General features: G+C 48.7%; 12 protein-coding genes. All 12 read left to right on the plus strand.

The annotated features are described in order from the left end of the window. The 12 genes from ISX59_RS12520 to ISX59_RS12575 all read left to right on the plus strand — a co-directional run bounded on the left by ISX59_RS12520 (nt 1) and on the right by ISX59_RS12575 (nt 16,981). Nucleotides 1–3,219 carry a carbohydrate-binding protein gene (locus tag ISX59_RS12520; RefSeq protein ID WP_195341418.1) on the plus strand — a complete coding sequence of 1,073 codons (3,219 nt, stop codon included), beginning with the start codon at nt 1–3 and terminating at the stop codon, nt 3,217–3,219. After that, on the plus strand, nt 3,216–4,331 hold the full coding sequence (locus ISX59_RS12525; protein ID WP_220575949.1) for a glycoside hydrolase family 26 protein: 1,116 nt from the start codon (nt 3,216–3,218) through the stop codon (nt 4,329–4,331). Before ISX59_RS12520 ends, ISX59_RS12525 begins: the two co-directional genes overlap by 4 nt. 121 nt (nt 4,332–4,452) lie before the next feature. Further along, nucleotides 4,453–5,754: a beta-galactosidase gene (locus tag ISX59_RS12530; protein ID WP_032537183.1), complete on the plus strand. Its 1,302-nt coding sequence runs from the start codon at nt 4,453–4,455 to the stop codon at nt 5,752–5,754. Further along, the gene (locus ISX59_RS12535) at nt 5,751–8,195 is read left to right on the plus strand and encodes a glycoside hydrolase family 3 N-terminal domain-containing protein (protein WP_220575950.1); all 2,445 of its coding nucleotides are present in this window, start codon (nt 5,751–5,753) and stop codon (nt 8,193–8,195) included. Before ISX59_RS12530 ends, ISX59_RS12535 begins: the two co-directional genes overlap by 4 nt. 5 nt (nt 8,196–8,200) lie before the next feature. Beyond that, a complete protein-coding gene (locus ISX59_RS12540; protein ID WP_022011979.1) occupies nt 8,201–9,454 on the plus strand; it encodes a uroporphyrinogen decarboxylase family protein in 1,254 nt (417 codons plus the stop codon). Nucleotides 9,455–9,607: 153 nt separating this feature from the next. Continuing rightward, complete coding sequence (locus ISX59_RS12545; RefSeq protein ID WP_032540860.1) at nt 9,608–10,246, plus strand: corrinoid protein; 639 nt, start codon at nt 9,608–9,610, stop codon at nt 10,244–10,246. Between the two features lie 2 nt (nt 10,247–10,248). Beyond that, a complete protein-coding gene (locus ISX59_RS12550; RefSeq protein ID WP_022011978.1) occupies nt 10,249–10,950 on the plus strand; it encodes a vitamin B12 dependent-methionine synthase activation domain-containing protein in 702 nt (233 codons plus the stop codon). 6 nt (nt 10,951–10,956) lie between these two features. Then, entirely contained in the window at nt 10,957–11,961 is a 1,005-nt protein-coding gene (locus tag ISX59_RS12555) for a methylcobamide--CoM methyltransferase (protein ID WP_005775559.1), read from the plus strand. 91 nt (nt 11,962–12,052) lie between these two features. Next, the gene (locus tag ISX59_RS12560; RefSeq protein ID WP_044300141.1) at nt 12,053–13,177 is read left to right on the plus strand and encodes a glycoside hydrolase family 26 protein; all 1,125 of its coding nucleotides are present in this window, start codon (nt 12,053–12,055) and stop codon (nt 13,175–13,177) included. Between the two features lie 36 nt (nt 13,178–13,213). Continuing rightward, complete coding sequence (locus tag ISX59_RS12565) at nt 13,214–14,386, plus strand: 4-O-beta-D-mannosyl-D-glucose phosphorylase (RefSeq protein WP_005810271.1); 1,173 nt, start codon at nt 13,214–13,216, stop codon at nt 14,384–14,386. A 25-nt stretch (nt 14,387–14,411) separates the two neighbouring features. Beyond that, nucleotides 14,412–15,791, plus strand: a complete 1,380-nt coding sequence (locus ISX59_RS12570) for an MFS transporter (protein WP_220575964.1) — start codon at nt 14,412–14,414, stop codon at nt 15,789–15,791. An 11-nt stretch (nt 15,792–15,802) separates the two neighbouring features. Continuing rightward, nucleotides 15,803–16,981, plus strand: coding sequence for an AGE family epimerase/isomerase (locus ISX59_RS12575; protein WP_032540861.1), 1,179 nt, complete (start codon nt 15,803–15,805; stop codon nt 16,979–16,981). The last annotated feature ends 49 nt before the right edge of the window (nt 16,982–17,030 follow it).

A 17,030-nucleotide genomic window follows, 5' to 3' on the forward strand; every position in this document is an offset into this window, starting at 1 on the left:
ATGAGACGAATGGCATATCACCTGCTGGCTGTTTTGATTCTGGCAATGACAGCATCGACAATCAAAGCACAGATTTTATTGGTTACTTCGGGTACACCGGTCGAAGAATATGCGGCAGCAGAGCTTCAACGATATTACTATCAGTTGTCCGGGCGGCTATTATCTGTCGGACATGGAGAGGTGCCGGACAGGAAAACGGAATTTGTGCTTACAAGATTGGATCATCCGTTGATGACTTCTTGGAAAGACAATGGAGTGCTGTCTCTGGCATCAGTGCCCGGAGCACAGGGGTATGTCATTTGGACAGTGAAGGAAAAAGGCAGGCAACTGGTGGTTATTGCCGGTGCGGATGCCAGTGGACTGCTTTATGGCGTATATGGGTTATTGGAGGATCATTTAGGAATGCGTTTCTATATGAACGGGGATGTGTATCCCGATAAAAAAAAGCCGCAGACAAAGTTACCGTTTATCCGGGATGAACGTACGCCGACAATGACCGTTCGCGGATTTCTTCCCTGGACTAATTTTCCGCAATCGGCTACGATTTACTCATGGGATGATTGGCGTTACATCATAGATCAGGCTGCGCGGATGCGGATGAATTTTATTATGATTCATAACTATAACGGGTTTTGCGGGCATAATGAATTGTTTCATAATTTTGAGTATAAAGGCCATTTGTCACGTGGATGGATGCCTACCATAAAGACCGGACACGGATGGTGTTGCCCCGGATGGGATGTCAATGAATATCTTTTTGGAGCATCCGGGATTTATGATGACTATGATTTTGGAGCTGATTATGGGTTACATAATGAAACGCTGACGAATAGCCAGATCAAAGAGAAAGGAGCAACTATATTCCGCAAGGTGATCGCCTATGCACATTTGCGTGGTGTGAAAATAGGCTTAGGATTGGATATCGATGTCCTCTTGCCGGAATATCAGACTGAGCCGGATAATAGAGAAGTAATTAAGGCACAGGTTACAGAAATTGCCTGTGAATATCCGGAACTGGATTATCTGCTTTGTTTCCAGTCTGAGGGTCAGAAGAATGAAGCTTTTTATGCCCGCTGGCGGAGAGTTTTTGATGGATTCTATGAAGAGATGAAGCGGATGTCGCCTTCTACCCGTATAGCTGTATCGGGGTGGGGGCTGCCCCCGGAATCAGTGAATAGTCTGCCCGAAGATGTTATTTGTGCTCCCATATCTTATTATTCGGCAGCGTTCGAACCGGGAAGTGTGTATGGCAGTCGTGAATACTGGGGATGTCCCTGGTTGGAACGGGATTTTAATAGTTCTGAATATTACTATCCTTATAATGTGGATCTGTCGGAAACCATCCGGGCCTTTGGAGATGCTTCTCCCAATATGAATGGTTTTTATGCACTGACGTGGAGACTGGCCGACGCTATTTCTCCTAAAATGTGGTATATCAGTAAGGCCCCCTGGTATAAGCGTGAAGTACTGGATTCTTCGGAGAAGGTATATCGGGATTTTGCATGTGCCAGTTACGGGAAAAATGCGGCTGATGTTATTACCGGTATTATCAATCAAAACGAGCCTTTTGCCACTGACTTTGGCGAGTGTCAGGAAACACCCGGATTTAATCAGGTGGTGCATACTTATCCGTTGATGAACCTTCGTTCGATGGCTTTTATCGGGAAAAATGGAGAAACCGTAAAGATAGAAGCTACCGGATACAAAGAGAAGAAAGGTACCCAAAATGCCCCTTGTGATGAAGGTGGTGAGTGTGTAGGGTATATTATGGCGGATGACTGGTTGGAGTATCCTGCGGTTGATTTTAGTAATAGTCCTGAGCGGATGTCCGTTCGGGTCGCTTCTGCATCTTCGGGTGGGGTTGCCACTGTTTGTCTGGACCGTCTGGAAGGCCCTGTTATCGCCCGGTTTGAGGTAAAGAATACGGAAGGGTGGCAATCTTGGAGAACGCTGACGGTTCCGATGAGCGGATTGAAGGGTATTCATACATTGTATATTCGTTTTCAACCTTTTGATGTGATAGCCGGGGCGGAAAAATTAGCTGAAGCACAATTGAAAACCATTGATAGTTGTATGGCGGTTACTCCGGATGCACTTCAGAGGTTGCGTCTTTCCCGGTTGCGCGCGCGCATTCAGGGTGCTGCTTGCCACATTGCGTTGAATGCCGGTTTTGAAGCTTATCGGTGGGATGATTTACCCGGAAAGATGGATGAATGGGCGCGCAGCTTCCTGTATCGTATTGAGGATATTTCGTCCTACGGGAATATCATGAGTACTCAGAATAGATTTGTCAAACAGAATTATGTAGCGAAAATCAATCAACTTCGTAAGCAACAGCGGGTACAGGCACCTTCGCATATCACAGCCAAGGGAACTCGTGTGGGAGCATTGGTCAGTTGGCGTAATGAAGAACCGGCGGCAAAGGCTTTTGTTGTTTGTCGTAATGGAGAAGAAATTGATACATTGGCAGCCGGTGTGACATGCTATCGGGATATATTTCATGGAGTTGCTGTCTATTCGGTGTACACGGTGGATGTTGAAGGGCATAAGAGTCCTTTGGGAATACCTGCCCGGTGTCCGGCTGGAAATGCAGATCGTGAAGCACCGGTTATTGTTATTAATTCTCCGGTGACTTCCGTAATGAAGGGAGCTCCGTTGCATATCCGGTTTTCTGTGGTTGAAGACCGGTTGCCCGAAGTTGTATCCGGAACACTTCACTATCGGAAACCGGGAGATAAAGTATGGAAAGAGTTGCCGTTTGAACGCCGGGTCAGAGCTGTCTTCACATTGACGTTGCCTGCTTCCGGGATTACCGAAAAAGGAATAGAATACTATATTTCTGTTTCCGATTCTCACAATACCTCCTTTTATCCGGCCTCTGCTCCGTTCCGGAATCATACGGTAGTGGTGACGGGAGTACAGGGGAATGATAAACCGATACCTCCGGTGGTAAAACAAATCGATAATAACCGTATGTACTGGACTTGTACGGAGAATGCGGAAATGTATCGCATCTATCGTGCTAAGACTCCCGATTTTGCAGTCGGGGCAGGTACGTTTGTGACGTTTGTAGCTGGAAATACATGCACCTTTGCCGATAATGGATTCGATTTTGACGGAACTCCTTTAAAAGGGACTTATTATTATCGCCTGACTTCCGTATCACGGTGGGATTGTGAAAGTGAGGCATCAGATATCATTCAAATAGATTATCAATGAAAAGAATTGGAATATACATTGCTACTGTGGTCTGCATCTTGTCCTGTGTTCCCCCGCAAAGGAATTTGCTGACAGAAACCAGACAGATGCTGGTTGATTCAGGCGCAACTGAACGGACGGCAGCTTTGTTTTATAACTTGCGCCAACTGACCGGGAAACAGGTTGTTTACGGACAACATAATTATGAAATGGATGGGTTTGACTCGGATACCACACGCTGGCGGGATGAAGCGAACCGATGTGACGCATACGATGTGACGGGAACTTATCCAGCTTTGGCCAGCTTTGATTTTCTTCATTTTACAAATCCCCGTAGTTGGGAAACAAAAGACTCGGATTACATCCGGCAGAAGTTTCATGCTGCATATAACCGAGGTAACGTGATTACATTCTGCTGGCATTATTACAATCCGGTGACCGGTGGAAACTTTTATGATACCACCCGGGTGGTCCGCCATATCTTACCGGGAGGTTCCCATCATGCTATATTTAAGGCTGACCTGAAAATCATTGCCGACTTTGCCCACAATGCAAAAGCCGACAACGGAGGATTGACTCCCATTATATTCCGTCCCTGGCATGAGTTTGATGGCAACTGGTTCTGGTGGGGCAGAAATCATTGCCGGGTTGAGGAGTTTAAAGAATTATATAGGTTTACGGTCACTTACCTCAGGGACTCTCTGCAGGTACATAACTTTCTGTATGCTTTCTCTCCTGATTGTGGCTTTACTACCGAAGCCGAATACCTGGAACGCTATCCGGGAGATGAATATGTAGATGTGGTAGGAATGGATAATTACTGGGATTTTCGTCCGGATGGAGGAGACACTTCTCTGGTTGTTTTGAAAGCACGTATACTGACTCAGTATGCCCAGCAGCATGCAAAACTTTCGGCTATTACCGAGACCGGTACACAGACCCGTGACTCGTTGTGGTATACGCAATTGTTGTCCATCCTGCGTTTGGAAAGAGTAGCTTTGAACTATGTGTGTAGCTGGTCCGGGTTTGCTCCTTATAAAGGACATCCGGCTGCAACCGATTTTTGTCGGTTTAAGGAAGATTCCCTGATACTTTTTGCAGATGAGATTCCCGATTTCTATACTTGGCCTTAACCTGCTTATAATAATATCATGGAATGCTAAGATAGTATTAGGTATATATGCGGACGACGCTTATCTTTGCAATATCAGTTACAGAGTGAAAAGAATCTTATAAATAAAACATCTGATAATTATGAAAACCCTATCGAGTATACTACTGACCTTGCTGGTCGTGTTCGGGGCATGTACTTCTCCCCGGATTTCCTCCGATCCTTTTGTCCGTGTGTCAGACGGGCGTCTGACGGTGAATGGAAAACCTTACTATTATATTGGGACCAATTTCTGGTATGGAGCCATATTGGGGTCACAGGGGCAGGGGGGGAATCGTGAAAGGCTGCTTCGTGAACTCGATCACCTGAAAGCCCATGGAATCAATAACCTGCGTGTTCTTGTCGGGGCCGATGGAAAAGATGGTATCCCGACAAAAGCTGAACCTGTGCTTCAGATAGAAGCGGGCGTATATAACGATACTATTTTCGACGGACTCGATTATTTCTTATCGGAGTTGGGCAAACGGGATATGTATGCTGTGCTTTTCCTGAACAATAGTTGGGAGTGGTCGGGCGGATATTCCCAATACCTTTATTGGGCGGGGCACGGTGAGGTACCGATGCCGAATATAGCCGGGTGGGATGCTTTCTCCGGTTATGTGGCACAATACGCTAAGTCTGAAAAAGCACACCGTCTGTTCCGGAATCATGTTACCCACGTCGTGAATCGTGTCAACCGGTACACGGGAAAGAAATACAGTGAAGATCCTGCGATCATGTCCTGGCAGATAGGAAATGAACCCCGTCCGTTCGGTGAGGAGAATAAGGAAAGCTTTGCGGCGTGGATTGCGGATTGTGCGGCACTTATTAAATCATTGGACCCTAATCATCTGGTCTCGGTCGGATCGGAGGGAATGGCCGGTTGTGAAGGAGATCTTTCACTTTGGACTTCCATTCATGCCGATGCCAATATCGATTATGCCACGATTCATATCTGGCCGAACAATTGGGGATGGATCGATAAGAAAGATATTCCGGGAACTCTCGGACAGGCCATCAAGAATACTTGCTCTTATATTGACATACATGCCCAAGAGGCCTATAAAATAAACAAGCCGTTGGTGCTTGAAGAGTTCGGTTTGCCGAGAGACAGCGTAAAGTTTGCCTCGGACAGTCCGACTGTCCAACGAGACCTTTATTATAGGGAAGTGTTTGATATCGTCAAAAAGCATGCTGCCGGGAAAGGCGTTTTTCAAGGATGTAATTTCTGGGCATGGGGTGGATTTGCACAACCCCGCCACCTCTTCTGGCAAAAAGGAGATGACTACATGGGAGATCCCGGGCAGGAAGAACAAGGGTTGAATTCGGTTTATGCAACGGATTCGACAGTGGATATGATTAGAGAGACGGTAAATGATATTAACCAGATAATTCAGAAACAATGAAAATGAAATTACTGTGTATTCTGTTGCTGGGAGTGATTCCCATATGCCCGATCCATGGCAAGGATACGTTCGGGAAGAAAAAAGATAAAGCAACGCGGCTCCTTTTTTATGATCTGAATAAGAACGGGCAGATGGATACCTATGAAAACCCCTCTGCTCCGGTAGAAGAGCGTGTAGAGCACCTTCTGTCACAGATGACGCTGGAAGAAAAGGTAGGCCAGATGCTTACTTCATTGGGATGGCCGATGTACGAACGGGTGGGAGAGGAAATTCGCCTGACTGCACGGTTGGAAAAGGAAATCAGCGAATATCATATCGGGGCACTCTGGGGCTTTATGCGGGCCGATCCATGGACACAGCGCACACTGCATACCGGCCTCAATCCTTCATTGGCTGCCCGCGCCTCCAACCGTCTTCAGGCTTTTGTCATGGAGCATAGCCGTTTGGGCATTCCGTTGTTCCTGGCAGAAGAATGCCCTCATGGACATATGGCGATTGGTACAACCGTTTTTCCCACTTCCATTGGTCAGGCCAGTACCTGGAATCCGGAGCTGATCAGGCAGATGGGGCGTGTTATTGCAATCGAAGCAAGTGCTCAGGGAGCGCATATCGGTTATGGGCCGGTACTCGATTTAGCCCGCGATCCGCGTTGGTCACGTGTGGAAGAGACTTACGGAGAAGACCCTTATCTGAATGGAGTGATGGGAGCTGCTTTGGTACGCGGTTTTCAAGGGGACACACTAAGGGGGCGTAAAAGCGTAATTGCCACTCTCAAGCATTTTGCCTCGTATGGCTGGACCGAAGGGGGACATAACGGAGGTACTGCCCATCTGGGCGAACGTGAATTGGAAGAAGCTATTTTCCCTCCTTTTCGTGAAGCTGTAGGGGCAGGAGCATTGTCGGTGATGAGTTCGTATAATGAAATAGACGGTAATCCGTGTACCGGAAGCCGCTATTTGCTGACAGATATTTTGAAAGACCGTTGGCAATTCAAAGGTTTCGTCGTGTCCGATTTGTATGCTATTGGCGGATTACGGGAACACGGAGTTGCAGGCAGTGACTATGAAGCAGCCGTGAAAGCTGTGAATGCCGGGGTGGATAGTGATCTGGGGACGAATGTATATGCGGAACAACTGGTTGCCGCAGTTCGAAAAGGAGATGTCGCTATGGAGACAGTAGATAAGGCGGTACGCCGCATATTATCTCTCAAATTCCACATGGGATTGTTTGATGCTCCGTTTGTTGATGATAAGCGTCCGGCACAACTGGTCGCCTCTCCCGAGCATATCGGACTGGCTCGTGAAGTTGCCCGTCAGTCGATCGTTCTGCTTAAGAATGAAGACAAGCTGTTACCGTTGAAGAAGGATATTCGTACCCTTGCCGTCATAGGTCCCAATGCCGATAATGGTTATAATATGCTTGGTGACTATACAGCCCCTCAGGCAGACGGTTCTGTGGTGACTGTTCTGGAGGGCATCCGGCAAAAAGTTTCTAAAGACACCCGTGTGCTTTATGCCAAAGGTTGTGCCGTGCGGGATTCTTCCCGTACCGGATTTGCCGATGCCATAGAGGCTGCCCGTAGTGCCGATGTCGTGGTGATGGTAGTAGGAGGATCGAGTGCCCGGGATTTTTCTTCGGAATATGAAGAGACAGGAGCCGCCAAGGTCTCTGCAAACCGGGTCAGTGATATGGAAAGTGGAGAGGGATATGACCGTGCCACACTTCATCTTATGGGCAGACAATTGGAATTGCTGGAAGAGGTTCGCAAATTGGGCAAGCCGATGGTATTGGTCCTGATCAAAGGGCGCCCGTTATTGATGGAGGGAGTCATTCAGGAAGCAGATGCAATTCTTGATGCCTGGTATCCGGGTATGCAGGGAGGAAATGCTGTGGCAGATGTGCTATTTGGCGATTACAATCCGGCAGGTCGTCTCACACTTTCCGTTCCGCGTTCGGTCGGACAGCTTCCGGTGTACTATAATACGAAACGTAAGGGAAATCGCAGTCGCTATATAGAAGAGGCGGGTACTCCCCGTTATCCTTTTGGCTATGGCCTTAGCTATACGATGTTCTCCTATACCGGCATGAAGGTTCGGGTGAGTGAAGAAAGCAATCACTGCCGGGTAGATGTATCGGTAACTGTACGCAACCAGGGTACAGTGGATGGTGACGAAGTGGTGCAGCTTTATCTGCGGGATGAAGTCGGCAGCTTTACAACTCCTGACAGACAGCTGCGTGCTTTCAGCCGTGTACGCCTGAAAGCAGGTGAGACCCGGGAAATAACTTTTACTCTCGACAAGAAGTCGTTGGCCCTGTATATGCGGGACGGTGAATGGGCCGTGGAACCGGGACGTTTTACAGTCATGGCAGGAGGCTCTTCCGAAGACATTGCCTGTCAGCAGGAATTTGAGATAAACCGAAAATATACTTTTAAAATGTAAATGCTATGAACGGATCAAGAGATAAAGTGCGCAGTGCACTCAATCACCGGAATACAGGTAGTGTACCGGTCGATTTCGGTGCAACAGCGGTTACGGGCATTCATTGCCGCATTGTAGAAGCATTGAGGAATTATTATGGGCTGGAACCCCGGCCGGTAAAGATTGTGGATGCCTTTCAAATGTTAGGGGAAGTAGATGCGGAACTGGCTGAAAAGATCGGGGTGGACTGTATCGGTATAGGAGGCCCTAAAGATATTTTCGATCTGGATGTAACCCGTATGCGTGAACAGACAACACCTTGGGGACAACTGGTGCTGGTGCCTGAAGCGATGGATCTTACTCCCGATGCTCAAGGAGATGTTTATGTGCATGCCGGAGGAGATAAAAGCTATCCCCCCAGTGCCGTGATGCCCAAAGGATGCTATTTTATTAATGCCATCGAGCGTCAGCACCCCATTGACGAAGAACAGCTGAATCCGGAAGACAATGTGGAAGAGTTCGGATTGCTGACGGAGGGAGATCTGGCTTATTACCGTTCGGAGACAGATAAAGCATATCAGACCGGCCGGGCCGTCGTGGCCAGTTTCGGAGGCACAGCCTTGGGAGACGTTGCTTTTGTTCCCGGTATGGGGCTGAAGCAGCCGAAGGGGATCCGGAGTGTGGTGGAGTGGTATATGTCTACAGCCATGCGGCAGGATTATCTGCATCAGGTATTTGAGAAAGAGATTGATATTGCCATTGCTAATTATGAGAAACTTTGGGCTGCACTCGGAGATAAAATAGAGGTGGTGCTGACATGTGGTACAGATTTCGGTTCACAAGAGTCGCAGTTTTGTTCCATAGATACCTTCCGCGAACTTTGGTTGCCGCACTATCGGCGGATGAACGACTGGATACATCAGCATACCACCTGGAAAATATTCAAGCACTCTTGCGGAGCTATCATTCCCATTTTGCCCGGGCTGATCGAAGCCGGATTCGACATTATCAATCCGGTTCAGATTAATGCCAAAGACATGGATTCCCGGAGGTTGAAAGAGGAGTTCGGCAGCCGGCTGACTTTCTGGGGAGGAGGGGTCGACACGCAGAAGATACTGCCTTTCGGTACTCCGGACGAGATACGTCGCCATGTAAAGGAGCAGTGTGAGATATTGGGACGTGACGGAGGGTTTGTTTTTAATGCCGTCCATAACATTCAGGCCAATGTTCCCGTCGAGAATGTAGTTGCGATGTTCGATGCTTTAAAGGATTTCCGCTGAGGACCGTTTGTGGGGCTATAATTATTGACAATATGAAAATCTGCCGGCAACTGTTGCCGGATGAGGATACATCAATGCAATGAATCTATGTCAGAGGTTCGTTGGGAAAGAGTACATATATATACATTATTAATCTTATAAATGATAAATGCCATGAATAACCTCAATGAATTATATGAAGCCATCTTGGCGGGTAAATTGGAACAGGCAGTCAGTGTTACCAGAGAAGCGGTTGCTGGAGGAGTCGCACCTCAGGAGATCATCAATGAATATATGATCAAGGCCATGGAAGCCATCGGTGCACGTTTTGAATCGGGACAGGTGTTTGTGCCGAATCTCCTGATGAGCGCACGTGCCATGCGTGGTGCCCTCGATATACTCAAACCACTGATGCAGGGAAAGGCCGATTCGTACATCGGCAGGATTGTGATTGGTACGGTCAAGGGAGATTTGCATGATATCGGTAAGAACTTGGTCGCCTCCATGTTTGAAGGGTGTGGATTTGAAGTCATCAACCTGGGAGTAGACGTATCGAGTGACAAATTCATCTCTGCGGCACTGGAGAACAAGGCAGACATCATTTGTATGTCCGCGTTGCTCACCACTACCATGAACTATATGAAGGAGGTAATCGATGCCCTTGAAACCTCCGGATTGAGGGGAAAAGTGAAGGTGATGGTGGGAGGTGCGCCTGTCAGCGATGCTTTTGCCAGGTCTATCGGTGCCGATGCCTATACCAGTAATGCCAATGCAGCCGTAATCGTGGCTAAAAAGTTGATAAACGCCTGCTGAACATGTTTATGAATCCCCATATCGTTGAAGGATGCCTGCCTTTCACCTCGTTGAGGCTCGATCCGGAGGACATCAGTCTTTCGATGGGTGCCGGTTACGTGCCCGACGCAGAGATGCGGGCAATGTGCCGTGCACTCGAAGAAGAGATTGCCGGCATTTGTATTCCCCGGTTTCTGTATATTCTGTTCGATTCCGAACCGGCCGGTACTTGCGAAGTGGGAGTGAATGGGATTTGCCTGAAGACGGGAGCCGTTATTACTCCCTATCTGAAAGATGCTGCGGGCTATGCGCTTTTTGTGGCCACTGCGGGGCGTGAGTTTGAGGCTTTTCAGCATGAGACGTGCGCCCGGGGTGACATTCTGCGGGAGTTTCTTCTGGATGCCTATGGTTCGGCGATTGCCGAAGCTGTCGTCCGTGAGGTGTGCCGGAAGGTGGAAACACAGATGTTCGCTTTAGGCTATGGGGTGAGCCATCCTTACAGTCCCGGTTATTGCGGGTGGCATGTCACACAGCAACAGTTACTTTTTAGTTGCCTGCCCGAATCTCCTTGTGGGATTCGGTTGAGTGATTCTTCCCTGATGTCACCCATTAAGTCGGTCAGCGGTATTCTTGCTTATGGTCCCCGCATGGTCAAGCGGAAATATGGATGCGAACTGTGCGGCAAAGCCGATTGCTATAAAAACAGAAATAAACTAAAAAGATAGAATGCTATGGAACTGTCACAATATATAAAAGATAAATTAGTATCAGAGAAACGGGTGGCGATGCCCATCATGACCCATCCGGGCATCGAGTTACTGGGTAAACGGGTGCTGGATGCCGTAACGAACGGAGAAATTCATTATCACGCCATCCGTGCCTTGAATGAATGTTTTCCGCAATCGGTGGCTTGTACCACCATTATGGATCTTACAGTAGAGGCAGAAGCCTTTGGAGCACAACTCAGTATGTCTTCCAATGAAGTACCCAGCGTGTCCGGGCGCCTGCTTGCCGGATATGCGGATGTAGAGGCCTTGCAGGTTCCTTCACTTGAATCCGGGCGTGTGCCTCAATACTTGCAGGCCGACCGCCTGGCGGCAAAAGGGATAGATAAGCCCGTGCTGGCGGGATGTATCGGTCCTTACTCTTTGGCAGGACGTCTGTATGATATGACGGAAATCATGATGGCTATTTATACAGAACCCGAAACAGCCCGGCTATTGCTTGAAAAATGTACGGAGTTCATTCTGCGCTATTGTCTTGCCATTAAGGAGACCGGGGTAGCCGGGGTCATTATGGCGGAACCGGCTGCGGGGCTTCTTTCGAATGAAGATTGCCTGCAATATTCGTCTGTCTACGTGAAACGCATTATCGATGCCGTGCAGGACGATTCGTTCACGGTTATCCTGCATAATTGCGGTAATACGGGACATTGTACTCCGGCTATGCTGGCTACCGGTGCCCAAGGATATCATTTCGGTAATAAAGCGGATATGCTTGCCGCTCTCCGCGAGTGCCCTTCGGATGTATGGGTGATGGGGAATCTGGATCCTGTGGGCGTATTCAGGATGTTAACTCCCGAGGAAGTTTTCGCGCAGACAGAAGAACTTCTTAGCCGTACAGGCGGATACGCTAACTTTATTGTCTCTACCGGTTGCGACACTCCGCCCGAAGTACCTTTTGATAACATTCAGGCTTTTTATCTGGCTGTAGAGAAATACAATAAGGGGAGATGAATGATAATACCAGTATTGGATAATATTGTACTTGTTTCCGGGGGGAATCCCTCCTACTTTTGTGAAGTATTCATTGCTAAATAAACGATTTATGATTAAGAGAATAAAGATATTGGCTACAGGTGCACTGCTGATGGCAGGATTGGGTGCCTGTTCTCCTTCGGGAAAGAAAACGGGGTCGGAAACAGTTGCTGATACCCTGCGTACAGCGGAAACGGTGAACTTATTGAATAATCTCCGGCAGATTCCCGGACAAGGATTCATGTTCGGTCACCATGACGATCCGCTTTACGGTGTGGGCTGGGAAGGTGACGAAGGGCGCAGTGACGTGAAAAGTGTGTGCGGTGACTATCCTGCGGTTATGTCGTTCGATCTGGGGCATATAGAATTGGAAGGTGAGAAAAGTCTGGATCATGTGCAGTTCCGTAAAATACGGCAGGAAACGATTAACCAGTACAAGCGTGGCGGAATGGTTTCTTTCAGCTGGCACCTCGACAATCCGTCGACCGGCAAAGACGCATGGGATGTGAGTGACACGACGGTCGTTGCCTCCATACTTCCCGGTGGAACACATCACACCAAGTTCGTGGGGTGGCTCGATGCCGTTGCGGCCTTTATGAATACTCTGGAAACAGAAGACGGGACAAAGATACCGGTTCTTTTCCGTCCCTGGCACGAACATACCGGAAGCTGGTTCTGGTGGGGACAAAACCTTTGTACGGCTGAACAATACAAAGCCCTCTGGCGGATGACGTATGAACGTATGCATGCCAAAGGAGTAAAGAACTTGCTTTATGCTTATTCCCCGGGATCGGAACCAAAGGATTCGGTAGCTTATCTGGAACGTTATCCGGGAGATGACATCATCGACCTGGTGGGCTTTGACACCTACCAGTTCGACCGGACGCAGTATATGGAGCAACTGGATAAGTCACTTGCCATCCTGACAGAAGTGGGGCAGTCGCACAATAAGCCTATCGCCATCACCGAAACCGGTTTCGAAGCTATTCCCGATTCTACCTGGTGGACACAGACACTCTATCCGGTAATCAGCAAGTACCCTATCAGTTATGTGCTGGTATGGCGCAATGCACGTGAACGGGTGAATCACTATTATGCTCCTTATCCCGGGCAGGTGTCTGCCGATGACTTTGTGAAGTTCTACCGTGAGCCGAAAACTTTGTTTGTCTCGGACGTGAAAGACCTTTATAAATAGAAAATCAAATAAATAACGATAAAAACACTGTCCATTATGAGTCTGTTTAATGATAAAGTTGCTAAATTGCTCTCCGGGCATGAAGCACTGTTAACACGCAGGAACGAACCGATAGAAGAAGGAAACGGAGTGATAACGCGTTACCGTTATCCTGTGCTGACCGCTGCGCATACGCCTGTCTTTTGGCGATACGACCTGAATGAGGAGACCAACCCTTTCCTGATGGAGCGTATCGGCGTGAATGCAACGCTGAATGCCGGGGCCATTAAGTGGGAGGGGAAATATCTGATGCTGGTGAGGGTAGAGGGAGTCGACCGCAAATCATTCTTTGCTGTTGCCGAAAGCCCGAATGGCATTGATAATTTCCGTTTCTGGGAATATCCGGTGACTTTGCCCGAAGATGTGATTCCGGCAACCAATGTATACGATATGCGTCTCACCGCCCACGAAGACGGTTGGATTTACGGCATCTTCTGTGCCGAGCGGCATGATGATGATGCTCCTGCCGGTGACTTGTCGTCGGCTACTGCCACGGCCGGTATCGCTCGCACCAGAGACCTGAAAAATTGGGAACGTCTGCCGGATCTGAAAACAAAGAGCCAGCAACGCAATGTGGTGCTTCATCCCGAGTTTGTGGATGGAAAGTATGCACTCTATACCCGTCCGCAAGACGGATTCATAGATACAGGTAGCGGAGGAGGTATCGGGTGGGCACTGATTGACGACATGACTCATGCAGAGGTGAGTGAAGAGAAGATTATCGACAAACGCTATTACCACACCATCAAAGAGGTGAAGAACGGTGAAGGGCCGCATCCCATCAAGACCCCTCAGGGATGGCTTCACCTGGCTCATGGGGTACGCAATTGTGCCGCCGGACTGAGGTATGTGCTGTATATGTATATGACTTCGTTGGAAGATCCTACCCGGCTGATAGCCTCTCCGGGCGGCTACTTTATGGCTCCGGTAGGAGAAGAGCGCGTCGGTGATGTATCGAATGTACTCTTTTCGAATGGCTGGATAGCCGATGATGACGGGAAAGTGTTTATCTACTATGCCTCGTCGGATACCCGGATGCACGTGGCCACCTCGACTGTCGAACGGTTGGTGGACTATTGCCTGCATACCCCTCAGGACGGTTTTTGTTCCTCGGCTTCGGTGGAGGTACTCAAAAACCTGATTGAGCGGAACCTGAAACTGATGAAATAAGAAAACCAAGAATAGAATGACCACCATGATTACACTGAAAGAGAAGATCGGCTACGGATTAGGCGATATGGCTTCATCCATGTTCTGGAAACTGTTCGGTTCTTATCTGATGATTTTTTACACCGATGTGTTCGGGCTGCCGGCCGCTGTGGTAGGAACCATGTTTCTGATTACCCGGATGTGGGATTCGGCTTTCGACCCTATTGTGGGAGTGATTGCCGACCGTACCCAGACCCGCTGGGGCAAGTTTCGTCCTTACCTGCTGTATCTTGCTGTCCCCTTTGCGCTGATAGGTATCTTTACCTTCACCACTCCGCAGCTGAGCGATACGGGAAAACTTGTCTATGCCTACATCACCTATTCTTTGATGATGATGGTATATTCGGCTATCAATGTGCCTTATGCTTCTCTGCTGGGAGTGATGAGTCCCGACCCGAAAGAGCGGAACACGTTGTCCACCTATCGCATGACTTTTGCCTATATCGGCAGTTTCATCGCTTTGTTGCTGTTCATGCCGATGGTAAATCTGTTTGGAGGGGCGGAGGATGAACAGCGTGGCTGGATGTTGAGTGTAGTGGTGATCGCTGTGATGTGTGCGGTTCTGTTCTATCTCTGTTTTGCGTTGACGCGTGAACGGGTGAAACCGATCCGGGAAGTGCAGGGCTCTCTGAAAGATGACTTGAGGGATCTGCTTCACAACCGCCCGTGGTGGATCTTGCTGGGTGCCGGAGTGGCGGCTCTGGTCTTCAACTCCATCCGTGACGGAGCTACGGTTTATTATTTTAAGTACTTTGTGGTAGAAGAGGATTATTCAACAGTCTCCCTCTTCGGGGTCTCTTTTGTGCTGAGCGGGCTTTACTTAGCGGTGGGGCAGGCTGCCAATATCGTGGGGGTGATTCTTGCCGCACCGGTCAGCAACCGCATTGGCAAAAAGAATACATATATGGGAGCCATGAGCCTGGCTACCATACTTTCCGTCATTTTTTACTGGTTCGGAAAAGGAGATATCGCTCTGATCTTTGTCTTCCAGGTACTCATCAGCATTTGTGCCGGAAGTATCTTCCCTTTGCTCTGGTCGATGTACGCCGATTGTGCCGACTATTCCGAACTGAAGACAGGCAACCGGGCTACGGGGCTGATCTTTTCCTCTTCGTCCATGAGCCAGAAGTTCGGATGGGCTATAGGAAGTGCATTGACCGGTTGGCTACTGGCTTACTTCGGATTTCGTGCCAACGAGGTGCAGAGTGTAGAAGCCATTCACGGAATTAAGATGTTTCTCAGTTGGTTGCCGGCCGTTGGGACGGTACTGTCTGTTATCTTTATCAGCATGTACCCACTGTCGGAGAAGAGAATGAAAGAGGTGACCTCGGAATTGGAGAAGAAAAGACAAACTGCTCAATCATGATTCAAAATACTATGGACAAGATTCTTAAACAGGAAATGCTGGAAGAACTCACCACCCACATCCTTCCCTACTGGATGGAACGGATGGTGGATCAAGAAAACGGTGGATTTTACGGACGTATCACCGGACAGGAAGAACGGATGCCTCAGGCAGAGAAAGGAGCCATTCTGCATGCACGTATTCTGTGGACCTACTCTGCCGCTTACCGCCTGTTGGGCAAAGAAGAATACAAAGAGATGGCAACCCGGGCCGAACGTTACCTTATCGACCGTTTTTATGATCCGGAGTTCGGAGGAGTTTATTGGTCTCTTGATTACAGGGGTGAGCCGTTGGATACCAAAAAACAGATTTACGCCATCGGTTTTGCCATTTATGGTCTGAGCGAATATCACCGGGCCACCGGAGATCCGGAAGCATTGGAGTATGCCGTCCGTTTGTTCTATGACATAGAGTCCCATAGCTTCGACCGAATAAAGAACGGTTACTGTGAAGCGCTTACCCGGGAGTGGAACGAGATAGCCGATATGCGCCTTAGCGAGAAAGATGCCAATGAACGCAAGACGATGAATACCCATCTGCACATTCTTGAGCCTTATACCAACTTATACCGGGTTTGGAAAGACGAGGGGCTGAAACGGCAGTTGCGTAACCTGATAGAACTTTTTATGCAGAAGATATTGGACAACGATACATTCCATCTGCGACTCTTTTTTGATGATGACTGGCAAAGTAAATATGCCGTTATTTCGTACGGGCATGATATTGAAGCCTCCTGGCTGTTGCACGAAGCTGCCCGCGTACTGGGAGACGCCGAACTCCTTGCCGAAGTGGAACCTGTTGTGAAGAAGATCGCTGCGGCCGCATCCGAAGGTTTCACTCCCGACGGAGGAATGGTGTATGAAAAGAACCTCGCTACGGGACATGTGGATGGCGACCGTCATTGGTGGGTACAAGCCGAAACCGTAGCCGGATACTATAACCTGTTCCGTTATTTCGGTGATTGCGAAGCTTTACAGCGTTCCGTGGTCTGTTGGCGATTCATCAGGCAACATCTGATTGACGATGTCCACGGTGAATGGTTCTGGAGCCTTCGGGCCGACGGCACTGTCAACCGGGATGATGACAAAGCCGGATTCTGGAAATGCCCTTATCATAACGGGCGTATGTGCATTGAGCTGTTGGGCGGATAAACGCATTGTTTCCTCTTTCGTTAGATTGTTTTCCAAACTTTTTGTACTT

Origin of the sequence: Bacteroides sp. FSHCM14E1 (assembly GCF_019633785.1) — a bacterium.
Lineage (GTDB): Bacteria > Bacteroidota > Bacteroidia > Bacteroidales > Bacteroidaceae > Bacteroides > Bacteroides hominis.

Excerpts from the sequence above, each read along its gene's own strand:
- ISX59_RS12530 (WP_032537183.1), top strand. The coding sequence starts at position 4,453 with ATGAAAACCCTATCGAGTATACTACTGACCTTGCTGGTCGTGTTCGGG.
- ISX59_RS12575 (WP_032540861.1), top strand. The coding sequence starts at position 15,803 with ATGGACAAGATTCTTAAACAGGAAATGCTGGAAGAACTCACCACCCAC.
- ISX59_RS12555 (WP_005775559.1), top strand. The coding sequence starts at position 10,957 with ATGGAACTGTCACAATATATAAAAGATAAATTAGTATCAGAGAAACGG.
- ISX59_RS12550 (WP_022011978.1), top strand. The coding sequence starts at position 10,249 with ATGTTTATGAATCCCCATATCGTTGAAGGATGCCTGCCTTTCACCTCG.
- ISX59_RS12565 (WP_005810271.1), top strand. The coding sequence starts at position 13,214 with ATGAGTCTGTTTAATGATAAAGTTGCTAAATTGCTCTCCGGGCATGAA.
- ISX59_RS12540 (WP_022011979.1), top strand. The coding sequence starts at position 8,201 with ATGAACGGATCAAGAGATAAAGTGCGCAGTGCACTCAATCACCGGAAT.
- ISX59_RS12520 (WP_195341418.1), top strand. The coding sequence starts at position 1 with ATGAGACGAATGGCATATCACCTGCTGGCTGTTTTGATTCTGGCAATG.
- ISX59_RS12535 (WP_220575950.1), top strand. The coding sequence starts at position 5,751 with ATGAAAATGAAATTACTGTGTATTCTGTTGCTGGGAGTGATTCCCATA.
- ISX59_RS12570 (WP_220575964.1), top strand. The coding sequence starts at position 14,412 with ATGATTACACTGAAAGAGAAGATCGGCTACGGATTAGGCGATATGGCT.
- ISX59_RS12545 (WP_032540860.1), top strand. The coding sequence starts at position 9,608 with ATGAATAACCTCAATGAATTATATGAAGCCATCTTGGCGGGTAAATTG.
- ISX59_RS12525 (WP_220575949.1), top strand. The coding sequence starts at position 3,216 with ATGAAAAGAATTGGAATATACATTGCTACTGTGGTCTGCATCTTGTCC.
- ISX59_RS12560 (WP_044300141.1), top strand. The coding sequence starts at position 12,053 with ATGATTAAGAGAATAAAGATATTGGCTACAGGTGCACTGCTGATGGCA.